Here is a 17116-nt window from a genome sequence, read left to right on the forward strand (position 1 = left end):
TGCGGGCCGCTTCGGCCGCCGTCCGTCGCCGCCGACGGGCCCGGGGGGAAAAGCAGCGCGCTCCTGCGCGCCCAAGCCCGCGCTGTGACGTCGCCCAGACCGCGCTCCGCGAATCCCGGCTGCGTCTTCGCGAAAACCGACTCACGTCCGTGGTGGGTTCGTCCCGCATCCCTGCGGGCCGGGGGAAAAGCAGCGCGCTCCTGCGCGCCCAAGCCCACACCGTGAGTACACCCACTGTCCTTGCATGCTGGCCATATTCCCCTTTGGCCACGGCGCGGGGGCGAAGGGCAGGCCCGCAGGGGCGGCGCGAGGGATCGCGCCGCGTTTGCCGTCAGTGCACGGATGCACTGTCGGCAAACCCCCGTAGCGCCCGCGCGCAGTCGCGCGCCGCCGGCGCGCGACCGTGGCCGGTGGGGTGCCCTTTCTTTTGGTTCCTTTTCTTTGGGCATGCAAAGAAAAGGAACCGGCCCGCAGGGATGCGGGACGAACCCACCACGGACGTGAGTCGGTTTTCGCAAAGAAGCCAACGATCGAATCAGCGCCCAAGCCAACCGGCGCATGCCGCCACCAACGCAGCGGCAGCGAACACCCCTCACCCACTCAGCCCAAGGCAACGTGCGTGCGCCAGTATTCGCCGAGCACGACAGCGACACTCGCCGCGACGTTGAGGCTCTCGACCGTGCCGCTGCCGGGAATCGTCAGGCGCAGGTCGGCGGCGTCGATGAGCGCTTGGCTCATGCCTTCGCCTTCGGCGCCGAACACCAGCACCAGGCGCGCCGGCAGCGGCGTGGCGTACAGTGCTGCGCCGTCACGCGGCACGGTTGCCGCGATCGCATAGCCCTGCGCGCGCAACGCAGCGAGCGCAGGCGCGGCGGCATCGGCGTGCGCCAGTGGCACGATCTCGGCCGCGCCTTCGGCGACGCGCGCGGCGGCACCCGAGACTTCGATGGCGGGTGGCGTGACCACACCGCAGACGCCAAAGTGCGCGGCACTGCGCAGCAGCGCGCCGAGATTGTGCGGATTGCCGACGCCATCGAGCCACAGCAGCAGGGCCGGCGCAGGGTTGGGCGGCGTGGCGGCGAGCAGGTCGCTCAGCGTCAGCGGCGCGCTGCGCACGAGGTCGAAGCACACGCCCTCGTGGTGGCGCGAGGCCGTGAGCCGGTCGAGATCGGCCGCCTCGACCACGCGGTAGCCAAGCCGGTGGCTCACGCACCAGGCCAGTACCTGCTGCAGCGCCGGAATGCGCGCTTGCACGAGGTAGACCTTGCGCAAGGCCGTCGGCCGGTGCGCGAACGCCGCCAGGCAGGCGTTGAGGCCATACAGGCGTGTTTCGGCATTGCGCTCGCCGGCGCGCGGCATTGGCTCGCCCTCGGGCACGCGCGGGCGCGCGCCCGAGGGCCGTTGTTGCCACGGCGAAGCGGCGGCCGGGGTGGGTCGATCACGTTTCATGCAGGTCAGCCAATTCGCGCCGCGTGCGCGCATACAGGTGAATGTCGAGCAGCCGACCATGCTTGACGACGGCTGACTTGGCCACGCCCTCATGCTCGAAGCCGCAATGCTCGAGCACGCGCATCGAGGCCGGGTTGCCTTCGTACACGCTGGCCTGCACGCGATGCAGCGCGAACGCATCCATCGCCCGCGGCACGAAGGCGCCGAGCACTTCGCGCATGAGGCCGCGGTTCCACAACCGCTGTGCGAGCCAGTAGCCGAGTTCGGCACTGTGGCGGTGCACGTCGCGGCCCAGATGCAGGCTCACGCCGCCAACCGCATCGCCAGCAACCTCGAGCGCCCAGGCGCGGTCGCGCGGGTCGGCGTTGCGCGCGGCATGCTCGAGCCAGCCGCGGCCATCCTCGCCGGTGTACGGATAGGGGAAACGGTCGCGCAAGCCGCGCGACACGCTCTCGTCGTTGGCGCTGGCGACGAGGCTGGCGAGGTCATCGAGTCGCCACGCACGCAGGCGCGCGCGTCCGCAGTCGAGTTCCGGCAGTGGCCAGCGCGTGCTCATGCGCGGATGCTACACGAGCCGGACCCGTCGTCGACGTCACTCCGCGACCGCGGCGGCCGCGGCCATGTGCCGCGGCGGACGCAGCAGCGCCAACAGCGGGATCGCGGCCAACGTCAGCAGCATCATGAGGTGGAAGTCGTTGAGGAAGGCGATGCCGCCGGCCTGGCGCGTGACTTCGGCGTTGAGGGCGGCCAGGCCGGAATGACCGCCCGTCTGCAGCGCATCGCGCAGCAGGCCGGCATTGCTGCCGAACGGCGTGAGCCGCGCCGCGATCTCGGCGTGGTTGACCTGCGTATTGCGCGACAACAGCGCCATCACGATCGAGATGCCGACGCTGGAGCCGATGTTGCGGGTCAAGCTGTAGATGCCGGCCGCCTCGGTGCGTACCGCCATTGGCAAGGTCGAGTAGGCCACGGTCGAGATCGGCACGAACACGAGACCGATGCCGATGCCCTGCAGGATGCCGGTCTCGATGATGAGCGACTGCGGCACGTCGAGGTTGAAGCCGGTCATCTGCCACAACGACAGCGCGGTCAGCAGCATGCCGACCGCGGCGACGAGGCGCGCGTCGGCGCCGCGCGCGAGCAGTCGGCCGACCACCAGCATCGCCAGCAACGTGCCGACGCCGCGTGGCGCCAGCAACACGCCGGTGGCGATGACCGGATAGCCCATCAGGTTCTGCATGTACGGCGGCAACAGCGCCATCGTCGCGAACAGCACGATGCCGACCACGAAGATGAGGATGTTGCTGGCGAGGAAGTTGCGGTCGGCGAACAGACCCAGATCGACGAACGGCGTGCGGCTGAACTTCCAGTGCACCGCGTACAGGTAGAAGCCCAGGCAGGCCAGCGCGAGTTCGATGCGGATCTCGCTCGAGTTCCACCAGTCGAGCAGCTCGCCGCGGTCGAGGAACAGTTGCAGCGCGCCGACGCCGACGGCGAGGAAGGCAAAGCCACGCCAGTCGAAGCGCGTGCGACGGGTGTCGTCGCTGGGCAGGCTGGCCGCCACGCCGAGCAGGGCGAGGATGCCGACCGGCACGTTGATGAAAAACACCCAGTGCCAGCTCCAGGTCTCGGTCAACCAGCCACCGAGCGGTGGACCGAGAATCGGCCCGACCATGACACCCATGCCCCACAGCGCCATCGCCGAGCCGTGCTTCTCGCGCGGATAGACGTCGAGCAGGGTCGATTGCGACAGCGGCACCAGCGAGGCGCCAAACAGCCCTTGCAGCAGGCGAAACGCGACCATCGCGCCGATGCCGGTGGCGAGTCCGCACAGTACCGAGGCGATGGTGAAGCCGGCGATCGCGATCAGCAGCAGGCGGCGCCGGCCCATGATCGAGGCCAGCCAGCCGGTGGCGGGTGTGGCGATCGCGGCGGCGACGATGTAGGAGGTGAGCACCCAGGCGATCTGGTCCTGGGTCGCGGCGAGGCTGCCCTGCATGTTCGGCAGGGCGACGTTGGCGATCGTGGTGTCGAGCGCCTGCATGAGCGTGGTCAGCATCACCGACACGACCAGCAGGCCGCGATTGGCGACCTCGCGATGGCTGACAGGCGCGGCGCTCATCGGGGGTGACGCTTACAGCGTGGCGCCGTAACTCGTGTAGGCGTTGCGCGACAGGCGCTGCGCGATCTCGGTGTAGACCGGCATCAGGGTGCCGATGTCCTCGGCGTTGTCGAACAGCGGCCGTTGCGCCTTGCGCGACGCGCTGGCGGCATCGGTGTCACGCGCGGCGGCCGGAACTGCCGTTAACGCGGTGAAGATGGCGAACATGGAAGGCTCCAACAGTGGAATGGCGGAAACGTGCGCAGCGCCGTTCAGTGGCCGGCCTGCGCGACGCGTTGCGCCGCCTCGGTCGAACCACGCCAACGGCCGAGCACGGAATTGGCTTCGCCGGTATCGATCGACACCACCGCGCTCATGCCGGCACGCAGGATCATGCCGTGATCTTGTGCACTTTCGATGGAGAGGCGCACCGGAATGCGCTGCACGATCTTGACCCAGTTGCCGGTCGCATTCTGTGCCGGCAGCAGCGCGAACTCGGCGCTCGAGGCGGGGCTGATCGAAGCCACGCGCGCCTGCCACTTGCGCCCGGGAAAGGTGTCCACCTCGATCGTCGCCGGCTGGCCCACGCGCACATGGGTGAGGTCGGTTTCCTTGAAGTTGGCGTCGATCCACGGTGTATCGGCCACCAACGGCATCGCTGCCTGGCCGGCGGCGAGGAAATCGCCCGCCAGCAGCGTGGTCTTGCCGATCGTGCCGTCCATCGGCGCGCGCACGGTCGCGTGTTCGAGGTCGAGCCGGGCGGCCGCCAGCTGCGCCTGCGCGAGCTTGTAGGCAGCCAGATCCTCGTCGGGTGTCTGCGGCAGGCCGCCAAGCAGGTTCTGCGCCTTGGTCGCGGCGGCGCGGTTCGATTCGAGCTTGGCCCGCGCCGCGGCCAGCGTGTTGGCCGCATCATCGAGCGACTGCTGCGCGACGAGGCCGCGTGCGCGCAGCTCGTGCATGCGGGCGAACTGCTGTTGCTTGTAGCCCAGGTCGGCCTGCGCCGAGCGCACGTCGGCCTGCGCCGCCTCATAACCGTTGCGCGCCGCATTGAGCATGCTGCGCACGGACTCGGCCTGCGCCTGCGCGCGCGCGAGCGCGATCTGCAACGGCTCGGGGTCGATGCGGAACAGGAGGTCGCCGCGCTTGACCGCCTGGTTTTCGCGCACGTCGACTTCGACCACGCGGCCACCGATCTGCGCCGCGATCGTCACGCGGTCGGCCTGCACGTAGGCATTGTCGGTCGAGGCATAGCGCCCCGAACCCAGGTACAGCCAGCCGCCGATGCCGAGCACGAGCGCCGGGCCGGCGGTCCACGACAGGATACGCAGCCAATTGCGTGGGGCGCCGCCCTGGGCGTCGTCGGTTTCGGTCGATGCGTTCATGACGCCCTGCGCTGGTTCGAGTCGGCGCCGATGTTCTGGTCGAGCGCGACGAGGTTGCCCTTGAGCTGCGCGAGTGCGCGCAGCATGGCCTTGAAGTCGTCACCATCGACATGGCGCAGCGCATCCTCGCGCAGGCCCGCGCCGATCACTTCCATCTGCGCGATCACGCCGTCGGCCTTGCCGGTGAGATGCAGGCACCAGCGGCGCCGATCGGCCGGATCGGCGCGGCGCTCGACATAGCCAGCCTTCTGCAGGCGATCGATCACGCGGCCGACCGGGATCGGCTCCATGTCGAGATGGTCGGCGAGCTCGGCCTGGCTGAGGCCGGGGCGATGCTCGATCACCTTGAGCGCCCGCCACTGCGCGCGCGTGAGCTGCAAGTGCGTGGCGCGGCGGTCGAAGTGCTTGCGCAGCAGGCGCGTCACGTCGTGCAGCAGATAGGCGAACGTGTTGTCTTGGGTCTGGATCATGGTGGCCGCGAATATTATGTCCTAGGCAACCATTTATCAATACTCGCGAGTACATGTTTTCTGCGGCGCAACATGCCGGTTCAGAATGCAGACAGCCCGCAGGGCAACGCGCCGCCGCATGGCGGCCGATCGCGCCATGTCACACCGCCGGGCCGGCGCCGGCTCCGCGCAATTCCGCCGCGACCGGCCACTGCCCGGGCTGCATATGCGCATGCCGCGACGTCCTTTCCGTGCCTTCCAAGCTCCCGACTAGGATTCCGTCATGGACGTCTGGACGTCCATATGGAGCCCGTTTGCATGTCTGCCGTCGCCGCGCTGCCGCCGTTGCCCCTACCCGAGACCCGCGCCACGGCGTTGCTGCCGCTGCTCGAAGGCCTGGACGCCAGCGCGCTGTGGTGGCTGTCGGGTTATGCCGCCGCGCTGGCGCGCGGTGCCGCGCCGGCAGCCGGCGGCGCTGCGGCGGCGCCACTTGCCGCGGCGGCGCCGCAAGCGCGCCTGACGATCCTCTACGGCAGCCAGACCGGCAACGCGCGCCGCATCGCCGAACGACTCGCGGGCGCTGCCGAAGCGGCCGGCCTGGCCGTGCGCGTGCTGCGCAGCGGCGCCTATCCGCAGCGCGAGCTCAGGCAGGAGCGCCTGCTCGTGGTCGTGATCAGCACCCACGGCGATGGCGACCCGCCCGACGACGCACGCGGCTTCCTCGACTTCCTCGGCAGCAAGCGCGCGCCGCGCCTGCCCGAACTGCACTACGCGGTACTGGCACTGGGCGATTCGAGCTACCCGCAGTTCTGCCTGACCGGTCGCCGCGTCGATGCACGATTGCGCGAACTCGGCGCGACCGCGTTGCAGGCGCTGGGCGAGGCCGATCTCGACATCGACACGGTGGCGACGCCGTGGCTCGGCCGCACGCTCGACCTTGCGCGCGAGCACCTGAAGCCGACGCCGCCACCGGTGGCAAACGTGACGCCGCTGCGCACCACGGCGGCGCCGACACCGGCCGCATGGACACGCGAGCGACCGTTCGCGGCGGCGCTGCTCGCCAACCAGCGCATCGTCGGCCGCGACAGCACGCGCGACGTGCGCCACATCGAACTGTCGCTCGAGGGCGCCCAGCTCGACTACGAACCAGGCGATGCGCTCGGCGTATGGCCGACCAATCCGGCCTGGCTCGTCGACGCGCTGCTGGCCACACTCAAGCTCGACGGCGCGCAGACCGTCAACCATGACGGCCGTAGCCAGCCGCTGCGCGAGTGGCTCACGCGCGAGCGCGAACTGACCCGCCTGGCACGGCCGCTGGTCGCGGCGCAGGCCGAGCGCGCGCGCAGCGCCGAACTGGCGCGCCTGCTCGAAGCGGACCAGCGCGAGCAACTGGCGCGCCTGCTCGCCAGCCGCCAGCCGCTCGACCTGCTGCGTGCCTGGCCAGCCACCTGGTCGGCCGACGATCTCGTCGCCACGCTGCGTCCACTCGCACCACGCCTGTACTCGATCGCCTCCAGCCGCAAGGCGGTCGGCGAGGAAGTGCACCTGACCGTCGGCGTGGTCGACTACACATTCGACGGCGAGCGCCGCGTCGGCGCTGCATCGCAGTGCCTCGCGCAGCTCGACGACACGGCGCCGCTGCCGGTGTACGTCGAGCCCGACGAGCGCTTCCGTCTGCCTGCCGACCCTGCGCGTGACATCATCATGATCGGTCCCGGTACCGGCGTGGCGCCGTTCCGCGCCTTCGTGCAAGAGCGCCGCGAGACCGGCGCGAGCGGTCGCAACTGGCTCGTGTTCGGCAATCGCCACTTCCGCAGCGAGTTCCTCTACCAGAGCGAATGGCAGGAGGCGCTGCGCACAGGCAGTCTCGACCGTCTCGACCTCGCCTTCTCACGCGATGGCGCCAAGTGCCACGTGCAGGACCGTCTGCGCGAGCACGGGCGTGAACTGCACGCGCGCCTCGCAGGCGGTGCCTACCTGTACGTGTGCGGCGATGCGAGCCGCATGGCGCGCGACGTGCACGCCGCGCTCGTCGAGATCGTGGCTGCCCACGGCGGCGTCGACAGCGAACGCGCCGCGGAGCAGCTGGCCGAATTGGCCGAATCGGGGCGCTATGTGCGCGACGTCTACTGACCACAAGCCGGCGCCGATCGGCGCCGGCCTGGCCTGTCGGTGCGCCTGCGTTCCGCCTGGCCGGCGCCGCACTGGCGTCGTTTCCATCCGCAGCGAGCCTTCGTCATGACCCGCCAGCTTTCCGAAGTCGAACACATCAAGGCCGCCAGCCGCCTGCTGCGCGGCAGCCTCGTCGAGTCGCTGGCCGATCCGGTCACCGGCGCGATCAGCCACGCCGACAATCGCCTGCTCAAGTTCCACGGCAGCTACCAGCAGGACGATCGCGACCTGCGCGAGGAGCGTCGCCTGCAGAAGCTCGAACCGGCCTATTCGTTCATGATCCGCGCGCGTCTGCCCGGCGGCGTGGTCACGCCGCAGCAATGGCTCGCCTTCGACGCGATCGCGCGCGAGTACGCCGGCGGCAGCCTGCGCATCACCACGCGCCAGACCTTCCAGCTGCATGGCGTGCTCAAGCACCGGCTCAAGGCCACGATCGCCGCGATCAACGCCAACCTGTCGAGCACGATCGCGGCCTGCGGCGACGTCAACCGCAACGTGGTGGCCTCGGTCAATCCGGTGGAGTCGGCCGCGCACGCCATCGCCTGGGACTGGGCGCGGCGCCTGTCGGAGCAGTTCCTGCCCAGGACGCGCGCCTACCACGAGATCTGGCTCGACGAGCAGCAGGTCGCCGGCAGCGAGGAGAGCGAGCCGCTGTACGGCCCCACCTACCTGCCGCGCAAATTCAAGATCGGTGTCGCCATCCCGCCGACCAACGACATTGACGTGTTGGCGCAGGACCTCGGCCTCATCGCGATCGTCGAGCAGGGCGAACTGGCTGGCTTCAACGTCGCGGTCGGCGGCGGCATGGGTGCGAGCGCAGGCGATGCGAGCACCTACCCGCGCCTGGGCACGCTGATCGGCTTCGTGCCGCCCGAGCGCGTGCTCGCGCTGGCCGAGCAGGTGATCGCGATCCAACGCGACTGGGGCGATCGCTGCGAACGCAGGCATGCGCGCCTCAAGTACACGCTCGATCGCCGCGGTGTCGACACGTTCGTCACCGAGCTCGAACAGCGCCTGGGTTTTGCGCTGGCGCCAGTACGCCCGTTCCGGTTCGACCACAACGGCGACCGCTACGGCTGGCTCGAAGGCAGCGATGGCCGCTGGCATCTGACGCTCGCGGTCGAGTCCGGTCGCATCACCGACCGACCCGGCGCGACCTGGCTCACCGGCATGCGCGAGATCGCCCAGGTCCATCGCGGCGATATCCGCCTCACCTGCAACCAGAACCTCATCATCGCCAACGTCGAGACCGGCGAGCGCAAACGCATCGACGCGCTGGTGCGCGCGCATGGCCTGGACCGGTGGCGCCGCAGCAGCGGCATCCGTCGCCACGCGATCGCCTGCGTCGCACTGCCAACCTGTGGCTTGGCGATGGCCGAAGCCGAGCGTTACCTGCCGACCTTGCTCGACCGTCTCGACGCCCTGCTCGCCGCGCATGGCCTCAGCGAGGCGCCGATCGGTCTGCGCCTGTCGGGCTGCCCGAACGGCTGCGCGCGACCGTATCTGGGCGAGATCGCGCTGATCGGCCGCGCGCCGGGCCGCTACGACCTGCGCCTGGGTGCCGACGTCGGCGGGCGCCGCCTCAATCGCCTGCATCGCGAGAACATCGCCGAGGACGCGATCCTCGCCGAACTCGACGCGCTGTTCGCGCGCTACGCAGCGCAGCGTACGGCGGGCGAGGGATTTGGCGACTTCCTCGTGCGCAGCGGCGTGGTCGAGGGCGCAGCGGCCGTTGCGCAGGCCCAAGCATGAAACGGCCCGACCTCGACCACGCTGCCAACGACCCGACGGTGCTGGCCGCGCTCAACGCACGCATGGCCGGGCTCGACGCCGAGCAGCGCCTGGACTGGATGCTGCGCATGCTGCCCCAGCCGCAGGTGCTGTCATCGAGCTTCGGCGCGCAGGCCGCCGCCATGCTGCATCTCCTGGCCACGCGCGCGCCCGACATGCCGGTGATCCTCATCGACACCGGCTACCTGTTTGCCGAGACCTATCGCTTCGCCGACGCGCTCACCGCGCGGCTCGGACTCAATCTCAAGGTCTATCGACCCTCGCTTGGCGCCGCCTGGCTCGAAGCGCGCCACGGCCGCCTGTGGGAGCAGGGTGTGGATGGGATCGAACGCTACAACCACCTCGCCAAGATCGAACCGATGCAGCGCGCGCTGGGCGAACTCGGCGCGCAGACCTGGTACTCGGGCCTGCGCCGCAGTCAGGCCCGCAGTCGCGCCGGGCGCGAATTCCTCGAGCGCCGCAACGGGCGCTGGAAGGCACACCCGATCGCCGACTGGAGCGATCGCGACATCGGCCACTACCTCGCCCGCCACGACCTGCCCTATCACCCGCTGTGGGACGAGGGCTATGTGTCGATCGGTGACGTGCACACGACGCAGCGGCTGGAACCCGGCATGGCGGCCGAGGACACGCGCTTCTTCGGTCTCAAGCGCGAATGCGGCCTGCACCTGGAGATCTGAACCGCTGCCACCGGTCCACCACCGCGGGCAGCGGCGCGAGGGTGGATCAGGCCGCCAGCCGCGCCGCGTCGAGATCGCGCCAGCGCGGCGGTTCGGGCCATTGTTCGGCGGCGATGCCGTGATCGAACGCGCGCCGCACGTCGCGGCGGTCAAGCTGCGGCGCCAGCCGCGCGATGAACTCGAGGGCGTAGTCTCGCAGCACGCGGTCGCGGCGCAGCACGATCCAGGTGGTGCAGGTCGGCAGCGGGCCGTCGATCGGCAGCGCCGCGAGTTCGCGTTCGTCCGCATCGAGCGCCATCTCGGCGAGGATGCCGACGCCGAGGCCGGCGCCGACATAGGTGCGGATGAGATCGGCGTCGCGCGCGGTGAATGCGAGCTTGAACTCGAGGCCGGCGGCATCGAACGCGCGCCGCAGCGAGGACTCGGGCTTGAGCGAGGACTCGTAGCTGACGAGCGGATAGGCCGCCAGATCAGCCAGCGTCGGCGCATGACCGAGCCGGGTCAAGGCGTGACCGCGCGGCACCAGTGCGACGCGATCCCAGCGATACACCGGCAGCGCGAGCCCTTCGGGTCGGCTGCCTGCGGTGGACATCACCGCGAGGTCGGTTTCGCCACGGTCGAGCAACTCGAGGATCTCGGCGTCGCCGCCCGGCTGCAGATGCACGCCAACGTCGGGAAAGCGCTTGCGCAGTCCCGCGATCGCCTTCGGCAGCGCGTAGCGCGCCTGGGTGTGGGTGGTGGCGATGCGCAGGTCGCCATGCGCCTCGCTGCGCAGGTTGGCGGCCAGGGCGCGGATATTGGCCGCCTCGACCACGATGATGCGGGCGCGCTCGATGACCTTGGCGCCAGCGGCGGTGACGGCGTCGAGACTCTTGCCGCGGCGCGTGAACAACGTGAAGCCGAGTTCTTCCTCGAGCTGCTTGAGCTGCTTGCTGAGGCCGGGTTGGGTGGCGTGCACGCGTTCGGCGGCAAGCGTGATGTTGAGGCCTGAATCGGCGATGGCGATGAGATAACGCAGTTGGGCGAGAGTCATGAGGTGGGATCCGGCAGGGGTCGCAATCGGGCATGGCTGCGGCAGGACGTCGCGCGACGACAACACATTCGTTTGCTGGTTGCGTGGTTCATCGTGTCTGCCTGGCAGTGACCGGGCGGCCTGAAGCCGGTGTGCTGGCCAGCATATCTGCAATCCGTTTGGACGTCCAGACGTCTGACTGACGTATTCGGCCAGACCGCTCTGGCACGCCAGCGCATCATTACCGGCCGGCATATCGGCGCCGGCCGCGGTCATTTGCACCGACCATGGCACCGGCGCAGCATCGGACGCCCAGCCATCCACACGGCCAAACCGATGTCGCTGTTCCCGTTGTTCGCCGACCTCAACGACCGCGCCGTCCTCGTGATCGGGGCCGGCGAGGTGGCCGCGCGCAAGGTCGCGCTGCTGCTGGCGGCCGGTGCCCGCGTGGCCGTCACCGCGGCGCGGCTGGGCAGCGACGTCGCCGCCCTCGTGCGCGCGGGCCGCGTGCAGCATCTGGCCGACGCCTACGCAGCGGCGCAGCTCGACGCGGTCTGGCTCGTGGTGGTCGCCAGCGACGATCAGCGACTGAACCGCCGCGTGGCCGCCGATGCGGCTGCGCGGCGCGTGCTGGCCAACGTGGTCGACGATGCCGCGTTGTCGACGTTCCACGTGCCGGCCGTGGTTCGACGCGAACCGCTGCAGGTGGCGATTTCCTCCGGCGGCGGCGCGCCGATGCTGACGCGCTGGCTGCGCCAGCGGCTGGAAACGCTGCTCGACACGGCGCTCGGCCCGCTCGCCGCGCTGCTGCAGCACCAGCGCGAACGCATCCGCGAACGCCTGCCAGAACCGGCCACGCGGCGCCGCTTCTACGCCAACCTGCTCGACGGCCCGCTGCTGGCGCAACTGCGCCGCGCCCAGACCGCAGCGGCCGAACGCACGTTCGAGCGCAGCCTGCTTGGCCACGCCGCCGACACGCGCGGCAGCGTGGCACTGGTCGGCGCCGGCGCCGGCGACCCGGGTCTGCTCACGCTCAATGCGCTGCGCGCGCTCAACGAGGCCGACGTGATCCTGCATGACCGCCTCGTTGCGCCGGAGATCCTCGAGCTGGCGCGGCGCGACGCGGCGCGCATCGCCGTCGGCAAGGAAGCCGGGCGCCACTCCACCACCCAGGACCAGATCCACGCGCTGCTGCTGGCCCACGTGCGCGCCGGCCGGCGCGTGGTGCGGCTCAAGGGCGGCGACCCGTTCGTATTCGGCCGCGGCGGCGAAGAACTCGAATTCCTGCGCGCGCATGGCGTCGCCTTCGAGGTCGTGCCTGGCATCACCGCAGCACTGGCCTGCGCCGCCTATGCCGGCGTGCCGCTCACCCATCGCGAACATGCGCGCTCGGTGCGGCTGGTGACCGCGCACTGCCGCGACTCGCTCGATGCGCTGGACTGGACCGCGCTGGCGCAGGAACGCCAGACGCTGGCGATCTACATGGGCGTGGCGGAACTGGCCACGCTGCGCGAGCGCCTGCTGGCGCATGGCCGTGCCGCGGCGACGCCGTTTGCGCTCATCGAGAACGGCTCGCGCTGCGACCAGCGCGTGATCACGGGGGCACTGGAGGAACTGCCGCGGCTCGCGCGTGCGCATGCGGTGGTGTCGCCAGCCCTGCTGATCCTCGGCGAAGTCGCCGCGCTCGCACCGACCCTGCATTGGTTCGGCACCCCGCCACTCACTCCGGCCAGCCCGATTCGGGCCTGGCCCGACGCCGCCTGACACCGCCACGGAGACCCGCCATGATCTACTCGAACATCCTCGATGCCATCGGCCGCACGCCGATCGTCAAACTGCACCGCATCGCCCCCCGGCATGTCGACCTGTACGTCAAGGTCGAGGCATTCAATCCGGGTGGCTCGGTCAAGGATCGCCTCGCGCTCGGCATCGTGCTCGATGCCGAAGCGCGTGGCCTGCTCAAGCCCGGCGACACCATCGTGGAGGCGACCTCGGGCAACACCGGCGTGGCGCTGGCAATGGTTGCCGCGGCGCGCGGCTACAAGTTCGTCGCGGTGATGACCGAAACCTTCTCGCTCGAACGACGCAAGCTCATCCGCGCCTATGGCGGCAAGGTCATCCTCACCGCCGCGGCCGAGCGCGGCGTCGGCATGGTGCGCAAAGCCGAGGAACTGGCCCGCCGGCACGGCTGGTTCCTCGCCAGCCAGTTCGAGAACGAGGCCAACCCGGCCTACCATCGCAGCACCACCGGCGCCGAGATCATCGCCGACTTCGCCGGCAAGCGCCTGGACTACTTCGTCAGCGGCTGGGGCACCGGCGGCACGCTCACGGGCGTCGGCGAAGTGCTGCGGCTGGCGCGACCCGAAGTCAGGATCGTGGCGGCCGAGCCGGCCGCGGCGCCACTGCTCTCGGGCCAGGCGTGGAGTCCGCACAAGATCCAGGGCTGGACCCCCGACTTCCTGCCCGGCGTGCTGTCGCGCACGGTGGCCCACCAGGTCGAAACCATCGACGACGTGCTCGCACGCGATACGGCGCGGCGCCTGGCCGCCGAGGAAGGCGTGTTCGTGGGACTGTCCTCGGGCGCGACCGCAGCGGCCGCGCTGCGCGTGGCGCAGCATGCGCCCGAAGGCTCGGTGCTGCTGGCAATGCTGCCCGACACCGGCGAGCGCTATCTGTCGACCTTCCTGTTCGAAGGCTTCAACGAAGGCTCCGACGACGAATGGCTGGCTGCGCTCGAGGCGCCCAGGCAGGACGCGGCCTGAGACGCCGCGCCGAACTGCGCGCCAGCGCCATGGCGCCGCAACAACAACGGGCGCCAGCGGCGCCCGTTGCAGACCACTCCGCAGCGCCGCGCCGACATGGCGCGGCGCGGACGCTCAGGCCGACTTCTTCCACTGCCCCAGCGCGGCCAGGCCGTTGTCGCGCGCACGCGCGAACACGGTCTTCTGCGCGTCGGCGAAATTGGCCTGCATGTCCTTGGCCCACAGCTTGAGCGCGGCGCTCTGCATCGCGCGGCCGTAGGAGAACGACAGCGGCCACGGATGCGGGCCCATCTGGTTCATCGCATTGAGGTGCGCGGTGGCCTGCTCGTCGCTCTGGCCACCCGACAGGAACACGATGCCGGGCAGATTGGCCGGCACCGATGCTTTGAGGCAGCGGATCGTCGCCTCGGCCACTTCCTCGACGTCGGCCTGATCGGGGCAATCCTTGCCCGACACCACCATGCTCGCCTTGAGGATCGTGCCTTCGAGCAGCACGTTGTGCTCGTACAGCGCACCGAACAGCGAGCGCAGCGTGGCTTCGGTGACTTCGTAGCAGACGTCGATGTCATGGTCGCCGTCCATCAGCACTTCGGGCTCGACCATCGGCACGATGCCCGCTTCCTGGCACAGCGCGGCGTAGCGCGCGAGGGCGTGCGAATTGGCCTCGATGCAGGTGCCGCTGGGCGTGTCTTCGCCGATCGTGATGACCGCACGCCACTTGGCGAACTTGGCGCCGAGCTTGGCGTACTCGGCCAGGCGCTCGCGCAGGCCGTCGAGCCCTTCGGTGACGAGCTCACCGGGGAAGCCGGCCAGCGCCTTGGCGCCGAGGTCGACCTTGATCCCGGGCAGGATGCCGGCCTCGCTCATGAGGCGGGTGAACGGCACGCCGGCCTTGGTCGCCTGGCGGATCGTCTCGTCGTAGAGGATCGCGCCCGAAATGTGCTCGGACAGCCTCGGCGCCGTGAGCAGCATCTCGCGGTAGGCGCGGCGGTTTTCCTCGGTGTTGGGCACGTTGACCGAATCGAACCGCTTCTTGATCGTGCCGGTGGATTCGTCGATCGCGATGATGCCCTTGCCGGGAGCGACCATGGCCTGGGCAATGCTTTCGAGCTCTTCGATACTCATCATGGACTCCGTACAAGGAAATTCGCGCCCACCGGCGCCGGGAAGAACCGCCAATTGTAGCCCAGCACACCACCCGGGTTCAGCTTCCGGGGCACGCCTGCCGGCTGGCGCCGAACCCGGCTCGATACGCGCGAGCAGCGCGCCGCGTTCGCCCGTCGCGTCGGCGAATCAGTCACTTGTGGCCACTACCTGACCCCGCCCGCGGTGGCGCGGCCGATCCGACCGAGTCAGCGCGCGGTGCTGCGGCGCTTCGCCACGCCACCGTGCGCGGGCGGCAGGCGCAGCGCCTCGACATCCAGCCCCTGCAACGTGCCCTGGTCGTCGGCGACCCACAGCCGGTGGCGCGCCGCGTCGTAGTCGGCGGCGGTGAGTGCGCCCAGTGCGCTGTCGAACCCGACCGCGCCGAACCAGCGTGGCTCGCCATTGGCATCGCGCGAGAACACGTAGCGCACGATCGCGCCGCTGCCGGCCGCAAATGCGGCGCCACCGCTGCCATCACCGGTCAAGCCGTAGAACTGCAGGCCGAACGCGGGAATCTCGTACAGCGCGCGCGCGCGCCAGTCCCATGCGTACATGCGCGTGGGCGCGGTGCCCTGCACGAGCGTGAGCTCGACGCGCGGCAGGTCGACCACGTGGTAGCCGCCCCAGCTCTCGATCGGCAGCTGCTGCAGCTTCCAGCCCGCCGCCTCGCGCTCGGCCAGCAGCACGAGGTGGTTCCAGGTCCCCACCAGCGCGCGATTCGCGCCCGCATCGACGACGAAGGCATGCAGGCTCAGTCCGGCAGCGCCGCCGAGCCTGCGCAGGTCGACCGTCTCCTCCTCCTCGAGCGTCGGCCAGCGCCAGCGCTTGAGCGTGCCATCGGATGAACTCGACCACAGCGAATCGCCCTGCAACTGCAACTGGTTGACGAGGTAGTCATGGCCGTGTGTGCGCCACTGCACCGTCATCGCCGGCAGGTTCCAGATCGCCACCGTGCGGTCGTCCGAGGCACTGGCCAGGTGCGCGCCGTCACCAGCCAGCGCGGTCACGCCATCGGCGTGCAGGCGATGCTCGTCGAGTGCGCCTTCACGCAGCCGATGCACGAGGCCGTCGCGCGTGCCCGCGTACACGTCGCCGCTGGCGGCATCCGCATGCAGGGCCCACACCTCCTGCCCACCCAGCGCGTGGCGCGCCGCGATCGGGAGGTTGCCGTAGGCGAAGCGCGTGAGGCGATGGGCAGCCGTGTCGAGCAGCAGCACGCCGTCGCCATCGGCATTCAGCGCGCCCGGTTCCGGCGCCACCTCGGCATGGCGCTCGGCCAGCCATTCGTTGTCACGCCACAGCGCCAGCCCGCTCTCGCCGGCGGCCAGCAACGTCGGATAGTCGGGCAGCCACGCCAGCGACTGCGCGCCGCGCGCGAGCGACAGCGTGCGCGGCGGTGCCGCATCGTCGAGCGCAAAGACGCGGATCTCGGGGCCGAAGCCCGCCACCGCGACGCGCGGCGGGGCGTCGAGCAGGCGCAGTTCGCGCACCTGCGCCGCGTCGAGTGGCTGCTCGCTCGCCAGCGTCGCGTCGGCACTGCGATAGACGCGCAGGTGCCGCGCGCCCGGCGCGGCGAGCACGATCCAGTCGCGCCCGAGCACGACGGTGCCGGCGCCGCCTCCGCCCGCCAGCCTGCCGAGCGGCTTGAGCTGGGCCGAGTCGACGCGATAGGCCATCCGGTCATCGCCCTGCGTGACGAGCAGCGTGCGCGCATCGGGCGCGATCTGGAGCGGCGCATTGCGCGGAAAATCGCGCGGCAGGCGCGCGAGCACCTTGCTGTCGCCCTTGAGCGGATCGAGCGCGAGCAGTTCATCGCCGTCGAGCAGCGCGAGGCGACCTTCCTCAAGCGTGCCGAGCAGGCGCCGGCCCGGCGGCAGGCTCACGCGGCTCGGCGGCGTCTTGCCCGCCAGCGACTGCAGGTACCAGCCATTGGGTGCGCCCAGCACCACGGTGTCGCCGGTACGGGTGAGGATCGCACGCGCATCGACCGGCACGTCGAGCGCGGCGCCGCTCGGCTGCAGCCAGCGCGCATCGGCGACGGCCGCCGCAGGTGCGGTCGCCGCGGCCTGCGGCGCCGCTCCGCGTCCACGCAGTTGCCACCAGACGCCACCGAGGATGAGCACGGCGAGCACGGTCAACACGCTGCCGCGCGGCAGGCCCGGCGCCAGCGCG

Annotated in this window: 14 protein-coding genes; 5 read left to right on the top strand and 9 right to left on the bottom strand. The window is 70.4% G+C overall.

The features are described from left to right. Positions 1–600 precede the first annotated feature (600 nt). Genes KF903_RS13625 through KF903_RS13650 form a run of 6 tightly spaced genes read right to left on the bottom strand, consistent with a single transcriptional unit; the run spans position 601 to position 5402 of the window. Positions 601–1449: a TrmH family RNA methyltransferase gene (locus KF903_RS13625; protein ID WP_291215899.1), complete on the bottom strand. Its 849-nt coding sequence runs from the start codon at positions 1447–1449 to the stop codon at positions 601–603. After that, the gene (locus KF903_RS13630) at positions 1439–2005 is read right to left on the bottom strand and encodes a GNAT family protein (RefSeq protein WP_291215902.1); all 567 of its coding nucleotides are present in this window, start codon (positions 2003–2005) and stop codon (positions 1439–1441) included. Before KF903_RS13630 ends, KF903_RS13625 begins: the two co-directional genes overlap by 11 nt. A gap of 36 nt (positions 2006–2041) precedes the next feature. Then, a complete protein-coding gene (locus KF903_RS13635) occupies positions 2042–3571 on the bottom strand; it encodes a DHA2 family efflux MFS transporter permease subunit (RefSeq protein WP_291215905.1) in 1530 nt (509 codons plus the stop codon). A 12-nt stretch (positions 3572–3583) separates the two neighbouring features. Beyond that, entirely contained in the window at positions 3584–3778 is a 195-nt protein-coding gene (locus tag KF903_RS13640) for a hypothetical protein (protein WP_291215908.1), read from the bottom strand. Positions 3779–3822: 44 nt separating this feature from the next. Beyond that, positions 3823–4932, bottom strand: a complete 1110-nt coding sequence (locus KF903_RS13645) for an HlyD family secretion protein (protein WP_291215911.1) — start codon at positions 4930–4932, stop codon at positions 3823–3825. Continuing rightward, on the bottom strand, positions 4929–5402 hold the full coding sequence (locus tag KF903_RS13650; protein WP_291215914.1) for a MarR family winged helix-turn-helix transcriptional regulator: 474 nt from the start codon (positions 5400–5402) through the stop codon (positions 4929–4931). The genes KF903_RS13645 and KF903_RS13650 overlap by 4 nt, the downstream gene beginning before the upstream one ends. Before the next feature lie 297 nt (positions 5403–5699). Between KF903_RS13650 and KF903_RS13655 the strand changes: the two genes are divergently transcribed. From KF903_RS13655 to KF903_RS13665, 3 genes are all read left to right on the top strand, one after another. Continuing rightward, positions 5700–7514: an assimilatory sulfite reductase (NADPH) flavoprotein subunit gene (locus KF903_RS13655; RefSeq protein WP_291215916.1), complete on the top strand. Its 1815-nt coding sequence runs from the start codon at positions 5700–5702 to the stop codon at positions 7512–7514. Between the two features lie 105 nt (positions 7515–7619). Beyond that, the gene (cysI, locus tag KF903_RS13660) at positions 7620–9305 is read left to right on the top strand and encodes an assimilatory sulfite reductase (NADPH) hemoprotein subunit (protein ID WP_291215918.1); all 1686 of its coding nucleotides are present in this window, start codon (positions 7620–7622) and stop codon (positions 9303–9305) included. Next, positions 9302–10024 carry a phosphoadenylyl-sulfate reductase gene (locus KF903_RS13665; RefSeq protein ID WP_291215921.1) on the top strand — a complete coding sequence of 241 codons (723 nt, stop codon included), beginning with the start codon at positions 9302–9304 and terminating at the stop codon, positions 10022–10024. The genes cysI and KF903_RS13665 overlap by 4 nt, the downstream gene beginning before the upstream one ends. Positions 10025–10070: 46 nt before the next feature. Here KF903_RS13665 and KF903_RS13670 read toward each other — a convergent pair whose 3' ends face one another. After that, positions 10071–11057, bottom strand: a complete 987-nt coding sequence (locus KF903_RS13670) for a LysR substrate-binding domain-containing protein (protein ID WP_291215924.1) — start codon at positions 11055–11057, stop codon at positions 10071–10073. 315 nt (positions 11058–11372) lie between these two features. On the opposite strand from KF903_RS13670, the gene cysG reads away from it, so the two are divergent. After that, entirely contained in the window at positions 11373–12800 is a 1428-nt protein-coding gene (cysG, locus tag KF903_RS13675) for a siroheme synthase CysG (protein ID WP_291215926.1), read from the top strand. A gap of 20 nt (positions 12801–12820) precedes the next feature. Further along, positions 12821–13798, top strand: coding sequence for a cysteine synthase A (gene cysK, locus KF903_RS13680; protein WP_291215928.1), 978 nt, complete (start codon positions 12821–12823; stop codon positions 13796–13798). A gap of 114 nt (positions 13799–13912) precedes the next feature. On the opposite strand, the gene KF903_RS13685 is transcribed toward cysK, so the two are convergent. Together KF903_RS13685 and KF903_RS13690 are read right to left on the bottom strand one after the other, a co-directional pair. Then, positions 13913–14923, bottom strand: a complete 1011-nt coding sequence (locus KF903_RS13685; protein ID WP_291215931.1) for a class I fructose-bisphosphate aldolase — start codon at positions 14921–14923, stop codon at positions 13913–13915. Between the two features lie 227 nt (positions 14924–15150). Further along, positions 15151–17116, bottom strand: a 1966-nt coding sequence (locus KF903_RS13690; RefSeq protein WP_291215934.1) for a WD40 repeat domain-containing protein, incomplete at its 5' end; no start/stop codon positions are given.

Origin of the sequence: Dokdonella sp., from assembly GCF_019634845.1 — a bacterium.
In the GTDB taxonomy this organism is placed as follows: Bacteria; Pseudomonadota; Gammaproteobacteria; order Xanthomonadales; family Rhodanobacteraceae; genus Dokdonella_A.

What these genes read in the sequence shown, in the direction of transcription:
- KF903_RS13640 (WP_291215908.1), bottom strand. Translation starts at nt 3,778, where the DNA reads ATGTTCGCCATCTTCACCGCGTTAACGGCAGTTCCGGCCGCCGCGCGT.
- KF903_RS13685 (WP_291215931.1), bottom strand. Translation starts at nt 14,923, where the DNA reads ATGAGTATCGAAGAGCTCGAAAGCATTGCCCAGGCCATGGTCGCTCCC.
- KF903_RS13630 (WP_291215902.1), bottom strand. Translation starts at nt 2,005, where the DNA reads ATGAGCACGCGCTGGCCACTGCCGGAACTCGACTGCGGACGCGCGCGC.
- cysI (WP_291215918.1), top strand. Translation starts at nt 7,620, where the DNA reads ATGACCCGCCAGCTTTCCGAAGTCGAACACATCAAGGCCGCCAGCCGC.
- KF903_RS13670 (WP_291215924.1), bottom strand. Translation starts at nt 11,057, where the DNA reads ATGACTCTCGCCCAACTGCGTTATCTCATCGCCATCGCCGATTCAGGC.
- KF903_RS13625 (WP_291215899.1), bottom strand. Translation starts at nt 1,449, where the DNA reads ATGAAACGTGATCGACCCACCCCGGCCGCCGCTTCGCCGTGGCAACAA.
- KF903_RS13645 (WP_291215911.1), bottom strand. Translation starts at nt 4,932, where the DNA reads ATGAACGCATCGACCGAAACCGACGACGCCCAGGGCGGCGCCCCACGC.
- KF903_RS13635 (WP_291215905.1), bottom strand. Translation starts at nt 3,571, where the DNA reads ATGAGCGCCGCGCCTGTCAGCCATCGCGAGGTCGCCAATCGCGGCCTG.
- cysK (WP_291215928.1), top strand. Translation starts at nt 12,821, where the DNA reads ATGATCTACTCGAACATCCTCGATGCCATCGGCCGCACGCCGATCGTC.
- KF903_RS13655 (WP_291215916.1), top strand. Translation starts at nt 5,700, where the DNA reads ATGTCTGCCGTCGCCGCGCTGCCGCCGTTGCCCCTACCCGAGACCCGC.
- cysG (WP_291215926.1), top strand. Translation starts at nt 11,373, where the DNA reads ATGTCGCTGTTCCCGTTGTTCGCCGACCTCAACGACCGCGCCGTCCTC.
- KF903_RS13650 (WP_291215914.1), bottom strand. Translation starts at nt 5,402, where the DNA reads ATGATCCAGACCCAAGACAACACGTTCGCCTATCTGCTGCACGACGTG.
- KF903_RS13665 (WP_291215921.1), top strand. Translation starts at nt 9,302, where the DNA reads ATGAAACGGCCCGACCTCGACCACGCTGCCAACGACCCGACGGTGCTG.